At 52.1% G+C, this 16,807-nt stretch carries 15 protein-coding genes, 1 tRNA gene and 1 pseudogene; 9 read left to right on the top strand and 8 right to left on the bottom strand.

The window, feature by feature from the left end:
• Positions 1–488: 488 nt before the first annotated feature.
• From JJO78_RS19690 to gdhA, 3 genes are all read left to right on the top strand, one after another.
• On the top strand, positions 489–857 hold the full coding sequence (locus tag JJO78_RS19690; RefSeq protein WP_075196083.1) for a VOC family protein: 369 nt from the start codon (positions 489–491) through the stop codon (positions 855–857).
• Between the two features lie 618 nt (positions 858–1,475).
• Complete coding sequence (gene rnk, locus JJO78_RS19685) at positions 1,476–1,862, top strand: nucleoside diphosphate kinase regulator (protein WP_075196082.1); 387 nt, start codon at positions 1,476–1,478, stop codon at positions 1,860–1,862.
• Positions 1,863–1,875: 13 nt separating this feature from the next.
• Complete coding sequence (gene gdhA, locus JJO78_RS19680) at positions 1,876–3,222, top strand: NADP-specific glutamate dehydrogenase (RefSeq protein ID WP_075196081.1); 1,347 nt, start codon at positions 1,876–1,878, stop codon at positions 3,220–3,222.
• Positions 3,223–3,250: 28 nt separating this feature from the next.
• Here gdhA and JJO78_RS19675 read toward each other — a convergent pair whose 3' ends face one another.
• On the bottom strand, positions 3,251–3,622 hold the full coding sequence (locus JJO78_RS19675) for a GreA/GreB family elongation factor (RefSeq protein WP_178380767.1): 372 nt from the start codon (positions 3,620–3,622) through the stop codon (positions 3,251–3,253).
• A gap of 2,435 nt (positions 3,623–6,057) precedes the next feature.
• Between JJO78_RS19675 and JJO78_RS19670 the strand changes: the two genes are divergently transcribed.
• Positions 6,058–6,738: a LysE family translocator gene (locus JJO78_RS19670; protein ID WP_075194971.1), complete on the top strand. Its 681-nt coding sequence runs from the start codon at positions 6,058–6,060 to the stop codon at positions 6,736–6,738.
• A 134-nt stretch (positions 6,739–6,872) separates the two neighbouring features.
• Here JJO78_RS19670 and JJO78_RS19665 read toward each other — a convergent pair whose 3' ends face one another.
• Positions 6,873–7,355 carry an Lrp/AsnC family transcriptional regulator gene (locus JJO78_RS19665; RefSeq protein WP_075194972.1) on the bottom strand — a complete coding sequence of 161 codons (483 nt, stop codon included), beginning with the start codon at positions 7,353–7,355 and terminating at the stop codon, positions 6,873–6,875.
• 131 nt (positions 7,356–7,486) lie between these two features.
• Here JJO78_RS19665 and JJO78_RS19660 point away from each other — a divergent pair, with 131 nt between their 5' ends.
• Together JJO78_RS19660 and JJO78_RS19655 are read left to right on the top strand one after the other, a co-directional pair.
• Complete coding sequence (locus JJO78_RS19660) at positions 7,487–8,113, top strand: LysE family translocator (RefSeq protein WP_075194973.1); 627 nt, start codon at positions 7,487–7,489, stop codon at positions 8,111–8,113.
• 300 nt (positions 8,114–8,413) lie between these two features.
• Complete coding sequence (locus tag JJO78_RS19655) at positions 8,414–9,289, top strand: DMT family transporter (RefSeq protein ID WP_075194974.1); 876 nt, start codon at positions 8,414–8,416, stop codon at positions 9,287–9,289.
• 21 nt (positions 9,290–9,310) lie between these two features.
• On the opposite strand, the pseudogene JJO78_RS19650 reads toward JJO78_RS19655, so the two are convergent.
• Positions 9,311–9,463 (bottom strand): annotated as a pseudogene (locus JJO78_RS19650) (transposase domain-containing protein); the annotation flags it as partial.
• 83 nt (positions 9,464–9,546) lie between these two features.
• Positions 9,547–10,500 (bottom strand): GlxA family transcriptional regulator, encoded by a 954-nt coding sequence (locus JJO78_RS19645; RefSeq protein ID WP_075194975.1) that lies wholly within the window; start codon positions 10,498–10,500, stop codon positions 9,547–9,549.
• Between the two features lie 145 nt (positions 10,501–10,645).
• Here JJO78_RS19645 and JJO78_RS19640 point away from each other — a divergent pair, with 145 nt between their 5' ends.
• Both JJO78_RS19640 and JJO78_RS19635 read left to right on the top strand, forming a co-directional pair.
• A complete protein-coding gene (locus tag JJO78_RS19640) occupies positions 10,646–11,524 on the top strand; it encodes an MBL fold metallo-hydrolase (protein WP_075194976.1) in 879 nt (292 codons plus the stop codon).
• A 43-nt stretch (positions 11,525–11,567) separates the two neighbouring features.
• A complete protein-coding gene (locus tag JJO78_RS19635; RefSeq protein WP_075194977.1) occupies positions 11,568–12,110 on the top strand; it encodes a cysteine hydrolase family protein in 543 nt (180 codons plus the stop codon).
• A gap of 277 nt (positions 12,111–12,387) precedes the next feature.
• On the opposite strand, the gene JJO78_RS19630 is transcribed toward JJO78_RS19635, so the two are convergent.
• Both JJO78_RS19630 and JJO78_RS19625 read right to left on the bottom strand, forming a co-directional pair.
• Positions 12,388–12,699, bottom strand: a complete 312-nt coding sequence (locus JJO78_RS19630; RefSeq protein WP_075194978.1) for an AzlD family protein — start codon at positions 12,697–12,699, stop codon at positions 12,388–12,390.
• Positions 12,689–13,402: an AzlC family ABC transporter permease gene (locus tag JJO78_RS19625; protein ID WP_075194979.1), complete on the bottom strand. Its 714-nt coding sequence runs from the start codon at positions 13,400–13,402 to the stop codon at positions 12,689–12,691. The genes JJO78_RS19630 and JJO78_RS19625 overlap by 11 nt, the downstream gene beginning before the upstream one ends.
• A gap of 115 nt (positions 13,403–13,517) precedes the next feature.
• On the opposite strand from JJO78_RS19625, the gene JJO78_RS19620 reads away from it, so the two are divergent.
• Complete coding sequence (locus JJO78_RS19620) at positions 13,518–14,384, top strand: LysR family transcriptional regulator (RefSeq protein ID WP_075195034.1); 867 nt, start codon at positions 13,518–13,520, stop codon at positions 14,382–14,384.
• A 395-nt stretch (positions 14,385–14,779) separates the two neighbouring features.
• On the opposite strand, the gene JJO78_RS19615 is transcribed toward JJO78_RS19620, so the two are convergent.
• A tRNA-Arg gene (locus JJO78_RS19615) sits at positions 14,780–14,856 on the bottom strand.
• Positions 14,857–14,957: 101 nt separating this feature from the next.
• Complete coding sequence (locus tag JJO78_RS19610) at positions 14,958–16,802, bottom strand: protein kinase domain-containing protein (protein WP_075194980.1); 1,845 nt, start codon at positions 16,800–16,802, stop codon at positions 14,958–14,960.
• Between the last annotated feature and the right edge of the window lie 5 nt (positions 16,803–16,807).

Raw genomic sequence — 16,807 nt, 5'->3', positions numbered from 1 at the left:
CCCGTGATCATCTTCGGCATCGCTCTTCTCCTGTTGAGGAGTTATCGATGCGTGTCTACTGAAGTGGGGGAAGTCCAAGGCCATTTTCGACAGTATGTTAGGCGAAATTAAGCCGGCTGTGAATGGCATAAGGTTATCTGTTGCGATCCCCATTTTATTTTATATGAAAGGATTATATAGATTCACACACGATCTGTATGGATCGGGTTCTCTCGGAGCGAATTCTCTTGGGGTGGACTCATATTCGATACGTGAAATAATCCGGCAAGATTTTATCGAGTTAAGTTACGATCTTCCGTTTAATGGAATACTGGTAAGTGAAGGTAATTATCTGCTGTGGAGCTTCAATACTTACTCAGTTTTTATTGATTAGAGTGAAGTGGTGGCCAGTCGGTCGCTCCGGCCTAGCCCGCGATCTTCATCTGACGTCCTTGTCAGGGCGTCGCTAAGCAAAATCGCTATGGTTACACCGAAGATCAGGATGCAAAATGCATATAAAAACAGCCAACACGATCTTTTATTGTAGAAAGTGGAAGGAATGTGTCGACTTTTATAAAAATAAAATCGGGTTTGAGGTAAGGATGTCTCTTAATTGGTTTGTTGAGTTCAAATTAAATGAGGCGTGTCGTTTAAGCATTGCAGATGAATCAAGAGCCTCAATTGATAGCAATGAGGGTAAAGGAGTAACCATTGCACTCGAAGTAGGTGATATCGAAACTGTACATATATACTTGAATGAGGCGGGCCTTTCCCCTCCACCTATAAAAGATCATTCTTGGGGAGCAAGAGTCATTCATATTCATGATCCGGAAGGCAACCGGATCGAATTCTGGTCTATAAACTTGGGGGCTAAATAACAATGCTAAGGAGACTCTGAATAAGTCTCAACATCCGCGACAAAAGGGCCATCGCCAACCGCATAGAATTCGTTGTCGCCATGGATCAGATAAACTTCTCCGAAGCCGAGCGCCAGAACGCACAACCTCCTTATCCGCTATCTGCCGTGCTGCTCGATGGCGCCGTTCATACGAACGTACATTACGATCAGCCTGTTGGTCCCGAAGGACTGTCCCTCCCCCAGCCCACACGCTGTTGCTAAGGTTGGCCATTGATCGTGACTTCACAGCAAGACAGTCTTTGCGGCGTTAAAAGATGTTGCTGTCCATTTCAAAAAGCGAACTGGCGAGCCGCTTGGGATCGCTGGTGAAATTGAAGAGTGAAGTGGACCCGTTTGCTTAATTTTGGGTTTGGGTTATTGTGGGACTGAGAAAGACATTTTCCTGGGTAAGAAACCTATGAATTTTCCCAACACTGCACCCCTTAAATTTCATCGGACTATGTTGTCCGAGAGGGCGTTGTGTCTTGCCGCTTTTCACTATTTCCGCTGAATTCGTCGTACTAATCGCCGAGTTCGGCGAGCCCCCCTGAACAAGCACACCAATTGAATATTGCATTCCAGGCTTAGAGGAGTCGGTATGTCCGAACGTCCAGCTATTTATGTCTTAGACCATGATTTTGATCGCTTATCTGCCATGTTGGAAAAACAGCCAAATGGCAACGCGACAGCTGAAGCGCTCTTGCAGGAGCTTGATAGGGCCACTCTGGTTGAGACCGAAAACCTTCCTGCTGGCACCGTGACCATGAATTCTTTGGTCCATTTTAAAAATGAGGGGAACGACGCCGAGTATAAGCTCAGGCTCGTTTATCCGAGACAGCCAGAGGCAGATGAAGAGCATGTATCCGTCTTGGCTCCGGCAGGTGCGGCCCTGTTGGGGCTTCGAGTAGGTGATCGTATTGATTGGCCTTTGGCCGGCAAGAAAAAGCTCAGTCTGAAAATCATCCATGTGACTCACGTAAACTAAACAAGGAAGGCCCATGCATCAAAAAGACACCCTTGAAGCGCTTTACGAGCAGGTGGTCCTGAGAAACCCTGCGGAGCCAGAGTTTCACCAGGCTGTTCTGGAAGTTCTGGAGTCTTTGTCGCCGGTAATCGCCAAGCACCCGGAGTACAAGGAAGCAAAGCTGCTGGAGCGAATTTGTGAACCAGAGCGGCAGATCATTTTCCGGGTTCCCTGGGTGGATGACTCAGGAACGGTGCAAATCAATCGTGGTTTTCGGGTTGAGTTCAACTCGGCCCTTGGGCCGTTTAAGGGTGGTTTGCGGTTTCATCCCTCCGTCAATCTGGGCGTGGTTAAATTCCTGGGTTTCGAGCAGATCTTCAAAAACTCTCTGAGCGGGATGCCAATCGGAGGGGGTAAGGGTGGTTCGGATTTCGATCCCAAGGGACGATCTGACAATGAGATTATGCGGTTTTGCCAGTCCTTTATGACCGAGTTGTACCGACATATTGGTGAGTACACCGACGTACCAGCAGGCGATATAGGCGTTGGAGCCAGAGAGATTGGCTTCCTGTTCGGCCAATACAAACGCCTGACCAACCGCTACGAATCCGGTGTGTTGACCGGGAAGGGGTTGGGCTGGGGCGGAGCCCGTGTTCGTAAGGAGGCGACAGGATACGGAACCGTTTATTTTGTCCGGGAAATGCTGGCTGCTCAGGGAATGGAACTGGAGGGCAAAGAGGTGGTGGTCTCTGGTTCCGGGAACGTCGCAATTTATGCGATGGAAAAGGTTCAGCAGTTCGGTGGCAAGGTTATCGCCTGCTCCGACTCGGAGGGCTACGTCTACGACCCTGCCGGAATTGATGTCGGTTTGGTTCGCCAGATCAAGGAAGCGGAACGTGGTCGGATTAGCGACTATGCAACTCGTCGTCAGAACGGCAGTGATTTTGTGGCGGGAGCGTCCATTTGGTCGTTGCCCTGTCAGGTTGCCCTCCCGTGCGCAACTCAGAACGAACTGACCGGCTCAGACGCGATGGCGTTGATTCGCAATGGCACCATGGCTGTCGCCGAAGGTGCCAATATGCCGTGCACCCCAGAAGCGGTGAAGTTGTTCCGTGATGCTGGCACCTTGTTTGGTCCGGCAAAAGCCGCCAATGCAGGTGGTGTCGCAACCAGCGCTCTGGAGATGCAGCAGAACGCTTCTCGGGATTCCTGGAGCTTCGATTACAGCGAACAGCGCTTGAAAGACATTATGATTGAAATCCACCGAGCCTGTTTCGAGACGGCCGAAGAGTATGGCAGGCCCGGAGATTATGTGTTTGGTGCCAACACCACAGGGTTCTGTAGGGTGGCTGATGCGATGTTGGCATTCGGTGTTATTTGAGTCGAAGCAATCTTGAATCGTTAGAACGCTAAAATTCGTCAAATGTCGCCATTTTTGCGTTCGCTTCCAACTTTTCATTGTTAATGGATAAAATGACGATGCCACTTTCCTCGCCGCCGACGCTCAGTTTTATGTAGTCGCCAGGCCTGCTGCCAAACAGCGCGAGTCCAAGAGATGAGTCTATCGGTAGGTCTTTCGGATGGACGTCTCTTGGCCCAATAGCTTCCACTAACCGGAATTCATGAGGCTGGGAATCTGCACAATCTATAATCGTGACCCAGCTTCCAATCGTTGCCATTTCATTCTCTCCAAGAATAATCGCTTTTATCAGGCGACGACACTTTCTTCTCATGATTCCCAAAGTATCTAAAGACACAAGAAAACCAACATCAATGTTCATAAAACCTCTGATCAGAAACATGATAAATTCATATAAGGTGTGAGAGTTCGATAAGTAAATGCAGATGACATTACCGGAAAAAACCGTTATTGAAGGGGAAAGGTTGACCCTTTCCCCTATTGCTAATCAGGCGTTTTTTTGTTTTTTATCTTTTCTTTTCTCTTTCAATGTTTTTTTAGCCTGTTTTTTCGGTTTTTCCTTACTCATTTTCATGCTCTCAGTTATAAATAGCGCTGCCGATAGGCGCTTTATAAAAACTGGTCGGCATTTTATTCATGCAATCTGATCACCTTTGATATTTTTCGGGTTTGCCAATAGGCTACCTTCTTTATTTATTTAATCAAGTGAAGGTGACGTGTGCTCATAAGGTTCTAGTGGTTCCGGTTGCAGACATAGAAATACTAAGAAAATATCAGTGTGTGTCTTCGGTGCTCGTCCTGATGTACAGGCGTCCGTCTTCGCCCTCAAAAATAACGCCAGCGCCGATCAGGCGGCATAGTCCATGCATCGTTATGTCTTCGTTAAAATCCAAGAGTTCTGAAAGCTCATGTGGGTGGGGCAGCGGTTCGTTGATGTTCCAATAATTAGAGTCAATAAAAAAACGTAACGCGTCAGTAGCCTGCTGTTTTTTTATTAATCCAAAACAATATTTTCGAAACAAAAAAATTATTACGTTCACGAAGATCAAAGCCTCCAAATAATTATTTGGTGAGCATTTTTCGAAAACGAGCAGAAAATGGGAGGCTCAGTCGCGGAGCCTCCCTAATCTATTTTTATTGTTGTTGTTCCGAAAAATGCCTTGTGCAACTTTGGCCTGAATCCCCTCAGTATTAGTTACTACTATGCTTTCAGGCGATGTACCTAATAGCGCTAGTCCAACGGAGGAGATCGTTTATGTTATTTTGCAGTAACTTTAATGGTTGCGAGCACAGAGCGTGCCGTGCTCGCTTACTAATGGAAGGTGGTCAAGAGATACTTTCGTGAAAACATGGCTGCTCTCAATGTGTCCTGAATCCCAACCATAGCAACAATTAAAATAAAGGCAAGAGTGGAGCTTACAATAACTGGCAAGACGACGAGCGGATGGACTTCTCGCTTCTGTGAGGCCGCTAGCGTTTGCCAACTTTAGACGGAGAGCTGGATGCGCTGGAAGGAGGACGTCCGGTCAGGAGAGGAGAGACAAGGCAATAGTTTTACTACGCCCTGTTTCTTACTCTGCACCGCGCCTAGCGAGGCTGTCTCTGGAGGTCATGGTTGATCTGTTCTCGCGTCGTATTGTGGTGTGGTTCATGAAAACCACTCTAGATCGTTGCCTGGCATTGCGGTTGCAATGCTGATGGCGGTCTGGCGTTGAAGATCGAAGGAAAAAGTAATGGTTCAATCGGATAAGGAAGCAAGCATGCCGGCCGTGAGTTTCGCTAGAGGCTCTGTCCCTATCGAACAACACATCGCATTAGCCGATGTTGCAACTATCGGGAGAGCACATTGATGGAGAGGCATTCCGGTGTCTGAACTCTGAGTAACTAGTGAAACTTGCCTGAGACCAAAAGAAGAAGTTGATGGCTATCTGATGCACTACTGCACCGGGGTAAGTCCATTACGCCGAATCCGATGTCCACCACATTTCGCGCGAAACACTGCGGAACGAGGGGATCTCTGTGGCGGATGCTGTCGCCCGCCTGGACATGAGCCTCGCCGGGGCTGAGGTTTACTCTGACTATGTGCCTGCGGACCGTCCATGGATCGCCAAACTATACGGCTATCAAGGCAGGGAGCCATCTTTTCGGTTCCGTTCTTTTTATAGCCTGCTGCCCCCGGATAAGGTACGCCTCGTACATAAGGAAATACGATTCGACTCAAACTGAACACCGCGCTTTCGCTGATGTCAGGAAGATCATCTGCACGCTGAACTATATTTCGCCAGATTAATGGCATGGTAATCGCGATCAAGGCATCCTCTATGGACACCTCCTGATGCACATTGGACCTACGCCAGTCCACAAAATCGTTTTTGGCTGTCTTGTACTGAGAGTTGGACTTACCCCGGTGCAGTAGACACTCCTAGCCTATGATAAATGGGGCGTGTCCATTTTATTGGGGGAAGTCCACAAGGAATCCCCATTCCTAGGCAAGGCCACCATGACCTACAGCATGGGGCTCCCAGAGCCAGAGAATAACTTCGGCGTTGATCTATCAGTCTTCTGGGGGGATTAAGGTATTGATGGAGCAGAAAGGATCGTCAACCGCTTAATCCGGATACCCCAAAAACTCATGAACTAAAAGGCACAGTGCGTGACGTTTAACTTATGCGCGGTGTCTTTATTCATAAGCTCAAGCCTGATGCCTCGGGCCAGAATGTATAAGAAATATTTTCAATAAGTCGCTGAGAATATGGTATTAATGCCCGCAACACGCATATCGAAGGTAATATTTACATGCAAGATATTGGGGTATCCGTCAGTGGGCTGCTGGGGCTAATTATTACCAGCTCGATACTCATTGCTGTACCTGGCCCAAGCATCATGCTTTTTGTTGGGCAAGTTATTATGAAGGGCAGAAGTCATGCGTTGCGTGGCGTGATCGGCAATGCAATTGGCATGTTAAGCATTGCGATACTTCTTTCTTTTGGGCTTGGCCCTCTTATACTGAAATCCGATTTTGCTTTGCCTGCTATTAGAATGCTGGGTGCGGTCGCCTTGCTGCTTATCGGCATAGGGTATCTTGTAGCCTCAAAAGCGGCGAGTCCGGCTGCAACTGACCAGCCAGCAAAGAGAAAGTCACCGCTCACTGCGGGAGTGATAGTGGGTATAACCAACCCCAAGGCATTGATCATGTTCGGAACCATAGTTCCAAGCTTCCTCAGCGGCAATCTTGCGAGCCCCACGAACGTCCTAATCATGTACTCGATGATACCTATCCTATTGGGTATTGCGATCGATAGCGTGTGGGTTGTAGTTGCTCACAGCTTAAGCTCCCGCCTTTTTTCCAACGCAGACAGTGTCAGAATAGTAAACCGTATCGGAGGAGGCTTAATTATTCTGATGGCCCTTATTTTGGCACGCGAAGCTGTTTCTGGGTTTTTGTCAATCAACAGGTGGCCGGCACCGTGGGCGTGACCGAACTGGGGGAAGCTTTCGCTATTTGTTGAAAAACTGAGTGTGCCGTGGCACAGAACCGGGCTGCTGTTGTTCCCTCCGGTAATGATCACGGCTATTCCGTATCTGAAGATAATCGATTTCTGGTGACCGATTTACCCCGGCAAATGAATCAGCGGAAGTGGCGATTGGGGTTTGACGGTCTGGATCGCAAAGTTGCTTCGAATGTCCCGAACTCCAGGTAACTTGAGCAGCGTATTGGTCAAAAACTCCTTGTAGGCGCGAAGATCGGGTACCACAACCTGCAACAGGAAATCCGACTCCCCGGACACTAGGTGAGCCATCACCACTTCCGGCATAACACTCACCGCCTCGCAAAAAGCCTCGGCTTCCTTTTCTTGATGACGCTCCACTTTGATGTCAACGAATACGGTTAGCCCCAAACCCACTTTTTCCTGATCCAGGATTGCGCTGTAGCCCTTGATCACCCCGGATTCTTCAAGCAGCCGCACCCTCCGTGAGCAAGGCGACGGGGACAGGTCTATTCCCTCGGCCAGATCCGTGTTGGGCGCGCGGCCATCCGTCTGCAGTGCCTCCAGAAGCTTTCGATCAAATCGGTCTAACTTATGGATTGGCATAAGAATCTCCATATAAGAATAAAGTTAGCGAATAGCACCAATTTTATATTCCTTTGTGGCTGACAACGCAACCATACGCTAAACAACGGGCGGTATAATCAAGGCCTTAATACCGACAAGAGACATGACCCGTGGCTGACCTTCTACTGTTCCTGACTGCGCTCGTTGCGATTTACCTTACGCCAGGACCGGACATGTTCCTCGTGCTCGGCACCTCCGTGAGCAGTGGCCCCAGAAACGCCATGGCCGTCGCTGTGGGCCTTGCCATTGCCCGGGGCTGCCATGTCCTGCTGGCGGCGGTAGGGCTTGCGACACTGTTTGCGACTCATCCCTGGACCTACCACACGGTACGATTACTGGGCGCGGCTTATCTGTTCTACCTGGGTTGGCAATTCTTCCGGACAGGTCATTCTCTCCCTGATCAACCCCAGTCAGCGGCAGGTACTCTGCCACCAGCGGGATATCTGGCTGATTTCCATAGAGGGCTGGCAACCAACCTGCTCAACCCCAAATCCCTGATCTTCTGCTCTGTACTGCTCCCGCAGTTCATCCACCCGGAACTCTCAGGTATTGCCGGACAGTTCGCCATACTGGCACTGATTCTGGTGCTGACCGGACTGGTCTTTGATTTTGTCTACGCAGTTCTGGGGCGGGCACTCTGGGCAGTTACCAGCGGCAATGCCCGATACCGCAGGACCCAGAACAACATCTTTGGCTGTCTGCTGACAGGCATCGGGCTGAAGGTTGCGTTGGGTTGATTCAGCGAAAGCGTCCGGCTATCACACCCAGTGAGGCAGACACTCACCTGGGCGCGATTGTGGTCGCGGACAACATGATTCGCGCTGCCCAATATATACATATGAGTTGGACCGACGCTCTCCCAGGTTACCCTTCCCGTAATTGACAGCACCGGCACGGGGAATTGTATACTTGCGCAAGCTTAAGGCATCTGTACTGGTTCGCTCTAACGTTAGAGAAGAAATTGGGAGCGACACCGGGCCTTTTTGCGGCCTCCGCATACTCTAACCATTTTGTAATTCCAACAAATGGTTAGAAACATGCAAAAACCTCACGTATTCCTCCTGTTACTCATACTTGGAACGGCCTTCTGGGGAGTGTCGTTCTCTTTCGTCAAAGTCGGTGTGGCAGACGGCTCACCTTATGTCTTCCTAGCCTATAAATTTGCCCTGGCAGCAATAGTCCTCTCAGTACTGTTCGCGAAAAGATTCAACCGCCTGAACCGGAAAACCATTGCCGCCGGCGCGTTGATTGGACTTCCGTTGCTCTTAGGGAACGTGTTTCAGACTATTGGGCTACAACACACCAGTGTCACCAACACCGCATTTATCACCGGCCTGGATGTTCTTCTGATTCCGCTATTCAAGTGGGGCTTATTCCGAAAGCCAGTGCAAAACCGCATATGGATTTCCTGCTCACTTGCACTTTTCGGGCTTTACTTGATAGTCGCGCAATACGGTTTACACCTGAATGTTGGCGATCTATGGACGATGGCCTGTGCAGTGTTCTTTGCTTGCTATGTTATGGCTGTAGGGTATTTCTCACATCGATGTGACGCAATGCTGACAGTGACAATTGCGATGACGGTATGCAGTCTCGGCAGTGGTCTCGCGGCACTGTTCGATAAGCAAGCAGTATGGATGCCTTCAGATACGCACTTTTGGGAGGGGATTTTGTTTGCGGGCCTGCTTGGTACCGCTTACATGTATGGTATACAAAGCTCCGCTCAAAGGTATCTTGAGGAAGAGAAAGTAGCATTAACCTATCTTTGCGAGCCTATTTTCGCAGCCATCGCCGGCATGATCATGCTCGGGGAGCCTCTCAGTCTTCGGACCATGGCTGGTGGGGGGTTAATCTTGATCGCGCTAGTAGTAGCAGAACTTGATTTCAAGCGCCGGCAACCGCGAGATGCTTAACTGATCAGGCATCACTTCGTATTAGTGCGAGCTTGTTTTCCATTGGTGGGGCAATAGCTCTTCGATGTTGTTCTTCTTCTGGGTAGGCAGGCGGTTCAACACATCTTTCGAATAGGTATAGGGATCATGCCCCTTGAGTTTGGCAGACTGGATTAACGTCATCACCGCAGCGGCGTGCGTTTGGGTTGCTTTTTTGTAGCCCATTTCTGTGAATGAACATTCTATAGGTCCAGCGGCATTCCCGAACACTCGGAATGTCAGGCATTCTCACCAAACGTTTTGCGCCAAACCCGAGGACTTACATGGTGACGCTGCTTGAAGTGTTGCCGGAAGGACGTTGCGGTATGGAAGCCGATTCTTTCCGCGATGGCTTCCACCGAAAGTGATGTGCTTTCCAGCAGCTCACGTCCTTGCCGCAGCCGCTCACCGACCAACCACTCCATCACCGTCATGCCGGTTGCCTTCTGAAAATGGCGCGTGAAAGTGCGCCGGCTCATGGCGGTGCGGGCAGCCAACTCATCGATGCTGTGGGTGTCGGCCAGATGTTCCCGCAAGTAATCCAGTAGCCGGTTGATGTGGGCATCCTGGGTGGAGATTGCGACTGGCTGTTCGATGAACTGGGCCTGGCCGCCTTCCCGGTGCGGAGGGACCACCATAAGGCGGGCAATAGTATTGGCGATCCTGGCACCGTAGTACTCCCGCACCAGAAACAGGCAGCAATCGAGCCCAGCGGCGGTTCCTGCGGACGTAACCAGCCGGTCGTCTTCCACATAGAGGGCGTTGGTATCCAGATTTACTTTCGGAAATCGCTTGAGAAAATCCTGCTCAGCCAACCAGTGGGTTGAGGCCCGTTTGTTATCCAGCAAACCCGCATAGGCCAGCGCATAGGTGCCGTAGCAAAGGCCCACCACATGAGCGCCGCGCTCATGGCAGCGGAAAAGGGCTTCAGACAACTCAGGGGGTGGTGGTTCGTTCAGATCATGCCAGCCGGGTACCAACGCAATATCAACCGCATCCAATAGTTCCAGCCCCCCATCCGGCTGCACGGTCATGGCCCGCTCGGATGCCAGGGGCTTTCCGTCCGGGGTGATAATCAGCAACTCGAACAACGGGCCTTCGGGCAGGGCAATGCTGAACACCATGTAGGGCACGGAGAAATGGAAGGGGCTGAATTGCGGGTGAAGGATAAGGCCGACTCTGGGTAGTGCCACGATGTCACTCCTGAGGTTCATTTAACCCGATGATAACTGATTGGCCCAATTCTTTCGATCACTGTCTTTCAGGTCAATATTGCTGGTGATCAGATCTCCGTAGACTTTATTCCATCAACGAACACCCTGTTGGAGGATGAATACCATGTTGATTAAAACCTTTGCTGGCGCTCTGGTGCTGGCTTCGACTGTTTTCGCTGGCGCTGCTTTCGCCGAATCTGGCACTCAGGCATCCAGCCACCAGATACAGCAAATCCGTAATGCCACCATAAAGGTTACCTACGGAGAGACCACCTTTTTGATCGACCCCATGCTGGCGGAGCAGGGCGCTTATCCGGGCTTCCCGAATACGTACCGTAGTGAGCTGCGGAACCCTCTGGTTGGCTTGCCCATGGCGGCAGAGGACGTGATCGAGGGTACCGATGCGGTGATTGTGACCCACACCCACCTGGACCATTGGGACGATGCCGCCCAGAAGCTGTTGCCGAAAGAGCTTCCGCTGTTTGTGCAAAATGCGGCGGATGCCGAGATGATCCGTTCACAAGGCTTTCAGGATGTACGCATCCTCGATGACCAAGTGGAGTTTGGCGGCGTGACACTCCACAAAACCGGCGGGCAGCACGGCTCCGATACCCTCTATGCCGTTCCTGAACTGGCCAAGGCGCTCGGTGAAATAATGGGTGTGGTTTTTGAAGCCGAGGGGCGGGAAACTACGTACGTGGTCGGCGATACCGTGTGGCGTGATGAGGTGGTGCAGTCGCTGGAGCGCTTCCAGCCGGATGTTGTGGTACTGAATGCCGGCGCTGCGGAGTTTACCGGCTTTGAGGGCGACCCGATCATCATGGGCAAAGAAGATACCCTTCGCGTTCACCGCGCTTTGCCAGATGCGGACATTGTCGCCGTGCACATGGATGCGGTGAACCATATGACCCTGAGCCGCGAGGAACTGGCAGAGTTCGTTCAGAACGAGGGAGTTGATGAGCAGGTTTTGATCCCGGCGGATGGTGAGAGTCTTTCTTTCTGACCAGAACACACCTGAAATAAATGACCAAATGAGGAACCGTCTAATGAGTAAACGAGCCGTTATTGTCGTCGATATCCAGAATGAGTATTTTGCCTCCGGCAAACTGCCACTGGTGAATATTGAACAGGCAGCCGCCAAGGCGGCACAAGTGATCGACGCAGCGCGTCAGAACAAAGACCTGTTGGTGCATGTTCACCACGAGTTTCCGGATCCGAATGCGCCTGTATTCACGCCAGGCTCAGACGGCGTCAACATCCACGAATCCGTGGCACCGGAAGGCGATGAGCCGGTTATTCTCAAGAACTATCCCAACTCATTCCTGAAAACCAGCCTGAAAGAGTTGTTGGATTCCAACGACATTGAGGAAGTGGTGGTAATAGGTGCCATGAGCCATATGTGCATCGAGGCTACCAGCCGCGCCGCTTCAGACTTCGGTTACAAGGTCACTGTGCTAGAAGACGCCTGCGCCACGATGGATCTTGAGTTCAACGGTATGACCGTGCCTGCGGCACAGGTTCATGCCACGGCTATGGCGGCGCTTGAGTTTGCCTATGCGAGTGTCCAATCTACAGCGGATTACCTGTAAGAGCCATTATCCACTGGCCGAATGGCTTGGCGCAGTGGGAAGGCGGAATGTCGTGGAGCCTGAGTTGACTGGAAATCCAAAGACCGAACGGGGTAGAGCTCGGTAAGCGTCCGAGGATCTCATCTTGAGTCAGACACTGCGGGCGTCAGGATAGTGTCCACTTATTTTCTAGTGGACACTTAACATGAACAACCAAGCGTACCGGAGACTTTAAAAATACCACTCATGCGGAAGTTGAACGGGAATGATCCGTATGCCTATCTGAAGGATGTGCCGGCTACCAGAACGCTCTAGATAATCCAGCCGCCAGAATACCTGAAGCAATCGCCAGTAATGGTCTTTTAATCAGTAACATCACAACGGCTGTGCTCACTAACGCCAGACGAGCTCCATGGTCCCCTTCGACTGCCATGGGGGCAATAATAGCCACTAACACGGAGCCAGACATGGCATGGATGAACTGTTTGACTCGAAAGCTGATCGGCACAAAAGACATCACGTAAACACCGCCCCAGCGGGTGGCCAACGTAACCAATGCCATCGTTAGCACAATAACTAGTACACCAATGCTGCTGGTTTCAATGTTCATCACGATCCTCCCATACCAACCCGGCAAGACCACCGGCCAGTGCGCCAGTAATGACGTGGCTGTTTTCCGGCAGATACCAGTGAGCGAGTAGAGAGGACGTAGTTGCAACGACCCAGATGGCAAGCATTCGCAGATTCTTGTCACCGCCAACAACCATGGCTAGCAGGAAGCAGCCCATCACCATATCCAGACCCAGACTTTTCGGATCTGTGACCACATTGCCAAAGTAAATGCCGAGCCAAGTGCCGAAAACCCAGAATGACCAGAGTGCGAGGCCACCGCCAAATAACAAGCCCAACCCCGGCTCTTTACGACTGAACGCTTGCATGGCAGTGGCCCAGTTGGCATCCGAAGCAACCATCATTATGCCGTAACGCTTTGTCGGCGTGAGTTGGCTGAGCCAGGGGTAAAGAGTGGCTCCCATCAGAAGATGTCGAGCGTTAATGGCGAATACCGTAATCATCATGGTGAAAAACGGCACCTGTGAGCCCCAAAGGTCGAGGGCCGCAAACTGCGCAGCACCCGCGAACACGAGGGTGCTCATGAGCACAACCATGCCATCACCTAGCCCGGCCTGATTTGCTGCGAGCCCAAATGCTGCCCCGAATGCAACGACGAACAAAGAGATGGGCACCAATTGCTTGAAGCCTGACCATACCAGTGGTTTGTCGAGCCGGTGTAATTCAGTGTTAGTAATGTCCAATTTTCACTCCGCATTAATCTCACAAGCCTGGCAACTATGGATTTAGACGATGCTTTAGAAAAGCGCATATATCGACTAGGATCTATTTGATATTCGAATGTTTCCGGAGGTGTTGGTGAATTACCACGATCTTCAGGTTGGCTGGCTTAAGTGCTTCGTAGCGGTGGTGGATGCTGGCTCTTTGTCTGCGGCAGCACCGGAGGTTCATCGCTCCCAGTCGGCTGTCAGTATGCAACTTAAGAAGCTGGAATCTGCATTGGGGTGTCGGTTAATGATGCGCGGGCCACGCCAGCATCAACTGACACCGGAAGGACAGAAACTGTTGGGCTATGCCCGGCGCATGCTGGACCTGCATTCTGAGACTCAGGCTGCGTTTCATGGAGAAGAGCTAAAGGGGCGCATTAGGCTTGGCGTACCAGACGACTATGCGGCGAAATACCTGACTCCCGTCCTGAAAAGATTTGCGCCACAACACGGTTCGGTAGAAATTGAGCTGGACTGTGAACAATCCACCTCGCTCATCCCCCGCGTTGAGTGTGGTGAACTGGATCTCGCATTGGTTTCTCGGGATCACCCCCGACATGGCACTCTATTATTTTATGAACCTATGGTGTGGGTAGGATCCGCGCAGTTTCAGGTCTGGCGCAAAGATCCACTGCCAATTGCTGTCTATGAAAGCACCAGCCTTGCCAAAAGGAGCGCCATCAACTCACTGGGCTTGCAAGGACGCCGCTATAAAGTGGTTTACAATAGTTCTAGTCTGGCGGGCCAGGTTGCGGCCGTGGAGAGTGGTCTTGCGGTCGCGGTGCTGACGCAATGTAGTGCACCTTCCCACCTGGAAGTCCTTGGTAGAGACCATGGCCTGGGCCCGCTGGAGCCAATGGAGGTGTCGGTCTTCCGTAGTCAGGCATCTCAGAATTCCGAGGCGGTAGACCGACTTCACGCACTATTGGTTAAAACACTCCGCATGGCAAGTCTCTAGTACATCGGGAGCTTGTCAGGATGTCATGGCCGGATGTTTACATTTACCGCTCAAAATACGACCCTCCTAATACGCACCGAAAGGAGATGCTGAGATAATAGTGGTTCGACATTTTGACCGGTGGAGGAGGCTAGTGGGCCGGAGTAAGTCCAAGTCAGCGGCGGATCTGAAAGCCGTGCAAAGGTCACGTTAATCGGTGGTGATGCATCGGCCTAAATTAACTGGGCACTGCCAAGGCACCGTTTGGGCACAGGCGCAATGATAGAGAAAAATTCCTGCTTTTAATCTTGCCGTGCAAAAGTCACCGATCGAATCAGAGGTTTTCGGATTGCTTAGGTGCGAGTGACACAGGTGAGGAGGTTTTCTTGAGGATAACTCATTGATTTGCCAATTAATGGCCCGCCCGTCAGGATTCGAACCTGAGACCTTCGCCTCCGGAGGGCGACGCTCTATCCAGCTGAGCTACGGGCGGATGAAATCTAACGCTTTGGCGTCAATTTCGAGTGCGCAATCTTACGTGTGATGGGGTGCTCTGTCCAGTCCTGTTGGTGGCGATCTGCTGTCCATTGGGCATCAACCAGGGATATTCTTTGCCCTGGGATTTTTGGGGTAGTAACGCTCCGGCAGCCGTTCGATATGAGGGAAGAAGCGGGTGTCCTTGTAGGGCATTTTCATAAAGCCGGAGACGCCCAGGCCAGTGATCTGGCCCACAGCGGAGAGTATCTCATCCAGCAGGCGGCTGAATTCACTTTCCCGGTCCGGGTCCAGCAGGCGGTAATGGCTGTGGATCTTGAGGTGTCGGGGCAGGGCCTCGAAAATGATCATGCCGGTGTGGTGGATGTCGTTGAGGGATTCCAGCGCGGTGATGATGGCTTGCGGCAGCACCAGGAATTCTTCCGGGTCGGGGCCGTCTTCGAAGTAGGAGTGCACCCGTGACTCGTCTTCCACTTCCGGCGCGGCGCTGACTTCGTATTTCAATTGCATGCCGGGCTCGGGCACGAAAGGCTGGTCGGGTTCGGCGCGGTCGATGTGCAGGGTGTTGCGGGCGTTGAACAGGCAACTCTTGAAAATCCCCTGGCGGTAGATGGCCTGGGCCAGGTACACCATGTTGTTGACGGCGCGGATAAACGCGGTTTTCAGTGTCGGGTCATGCAGGTTCAGGGACGTGTCGATATAAACGCCATCGGTTTCCCAGCGCACGGCGAGTCCTCCTTCGACGGGATACCGCCCCAGTCGGCTGACGGCGGCCAGGAAGGCTTTTTCGGTTTCTCCCATGCCTTGCATGAAATTTTTATAGTAGCGGTCCAGCTGCACATCGTTCACATCATTGAGGGTTTCCGGGGCGCCTTCCTGACGGAGGAAAGACTTCCGGGAGCTGTAAACGACCGTGTCGATTTCATGGTCGGAGGCGCGGGTCCATACCGGCACCATGGGGCCCAGCGGTGGTTCCGCGAGATCGATCATCACCGTGCGTGCCATTCGCGACATTTCGTTCAGGTAGTAGTCACCGGCTTTTCGCCGCGTCTGTGGGTCCGGAGACAGCATTCCGTCGAGCATGCGGGCGAACTCCATCGGCAGCCCGAGGGACGCGGCGGGAATGGCCTGGTGCCCGAACCGGCAAGATTGGCCGGATGCCAGCGCATACAATGTGCCCGCAGCGCCCTGTTCATCAAAACGAGGGGAAGACAGCCCACCGTTCAGTTGTTCCTCGCCGATAAAGTAGACATCCCCCAACCGGGCGTTGGTCTGTTGCAGGTTATCGGACATCAATTCCATCACGTTGGTGGTGAGGAACTGCTGGTTAGCGTCCAGCTGGGCGAACACCGACGAGCCCCAGTCGATCAGGGCAATGTTCTCGGTGCTGGCGTCAAACACCAGGTTCGAGGGTTTGATGTCACCGTGCACGATGGGGCGCCCCGAGGGGCCATTCTCGCGGCGCAGGTTGCGCAGGATATCCGCAATCTGGTCGGCAATCCGCATGACCAGTCTGGGCTTCAGTCGGCCCTCCCGCAGGGACACCTCTTCCAGGTTCAGGCCTGCCGCGCGTTCCATCACCAGGATGGGTTGGTTGTGGGCCCGTTGATAGGCAACCAGGCGAGGCACCCTCGGATGCCGGACCTGCTCGAGGATATAGGCTTCATCCTCCAGTCGGTCCTGCAGGTGTTGGGGAAGGTTGATGCGGGTGAATTTGAAGACGTGTTCGGGGCCGGAGCTGTCCTGGTGTGGCAGGCGGCCGGCGAATACGAAGCCGTAGGCGCCTTTGCCGATCAGTTCGATGTCCTGGTAACCCAGTTGGCGGAGCTGGGCGGCGCAGAGCGCCACCCAGTCCTTGAGCTTCTTGGCATCGTCATGGCTGAGCAGATAGATCGACTGCTCTTCTGGGATGTAGAACTGCTGCAGTTGCGTCTTCTGCGCCATGATGC

It is taken from the genome of Marinobacter sp. DS40M6 (genome assembly GCF_028581595.1).
Lineage (GTDB): Bacteria > Pseudomonadota > Gammaproteobacteria > Pseudomonadales > Oleiphilaceae > Marinobacter > Marinobacter salarius.
The sequence above is the reverse complement of the archived record's forward strand: the minus strand, read 5'-3'. Positions and strand labels throughout refer to the sequence as shown.

Bases quoted from the DNA above. Each gene is read 5' to 3' on its own strand.
- JJO78_RS19690 (WP_075196083.1), top strand. From the start codon at position 489: ATGCATATAAAAACAGCCAACACGATCTTTTATTGTAGAAAGTGGAAG.
- rnk (WP_075196082.1), top strand. From the start codon at position 1,476: ATGTCCGAACGTCCAGCTATTTATGTCTTAGACCATGATTTTGATCGC.
- gdhA (WP_075196081.1), top strand. From the start codon at position 1,876: ATGCATCAAAAAGACACCCTTGAAGCGCTTTACGAGCAGGTGGTCCTG.
- JJO78_RS19675 (WP_178380767.1), bottom strand. From the start codon at position 3,622: ATGAACATTGATGTTGGTTTTCTTGTGTCTTTAGATACTTTGGGAATC.
- JJO78_RS19670 (WP_075194971.1), top strand. From the start codon at position 6,058: ATGCAAGATATTGGGGTATCCGTCAGTGGGCTGCTGGGGCTAATTATT.
- JJO78_RS19665 (WP_075194972.1), bottom strand. From the start codon at position 7,355: ATGCCAATCCATAAGTTAGACCGATTTGATCGAAAGCTTCTGGAGGCA.
- JJO78_RS19655 (WP_075194974.1), top strand. From the start codon at position 8,414: ATGCAAAAACCTCACGTATTCCTCCTGTTACTCATACTTGGAACGGCC.
- JJO78_RS19640 (WP_075194976.1), top strand. From the start codon at position 10,646: ATGTTGATTAAAACCTTTGCTGGCGCTCTGGTGCTGGCTTCGACTGTT.
- JJO78_RS19635 (WP_075194977.1), top strand. From the start codon at position 11,568: ATGAGTAAACGAGCCGTTATTGTCGTCGATATCCAGAATGAGTATTTT.
- JJO78_RS19630 (WP_075194978.1), bottom strand. From the start codon at position 12,699: ATGAACATTGAAACCAGCAGCATTGGTGTACTAGTTATTGTGCTAACG.
- JJO78_RS19610 (WP_075194980.1), bottom strand. From the start codon at position 16,802: ATGGCGCAGAAGACGCAACTGCAGCAGTTCTACATCCCAGAAGAGCAG.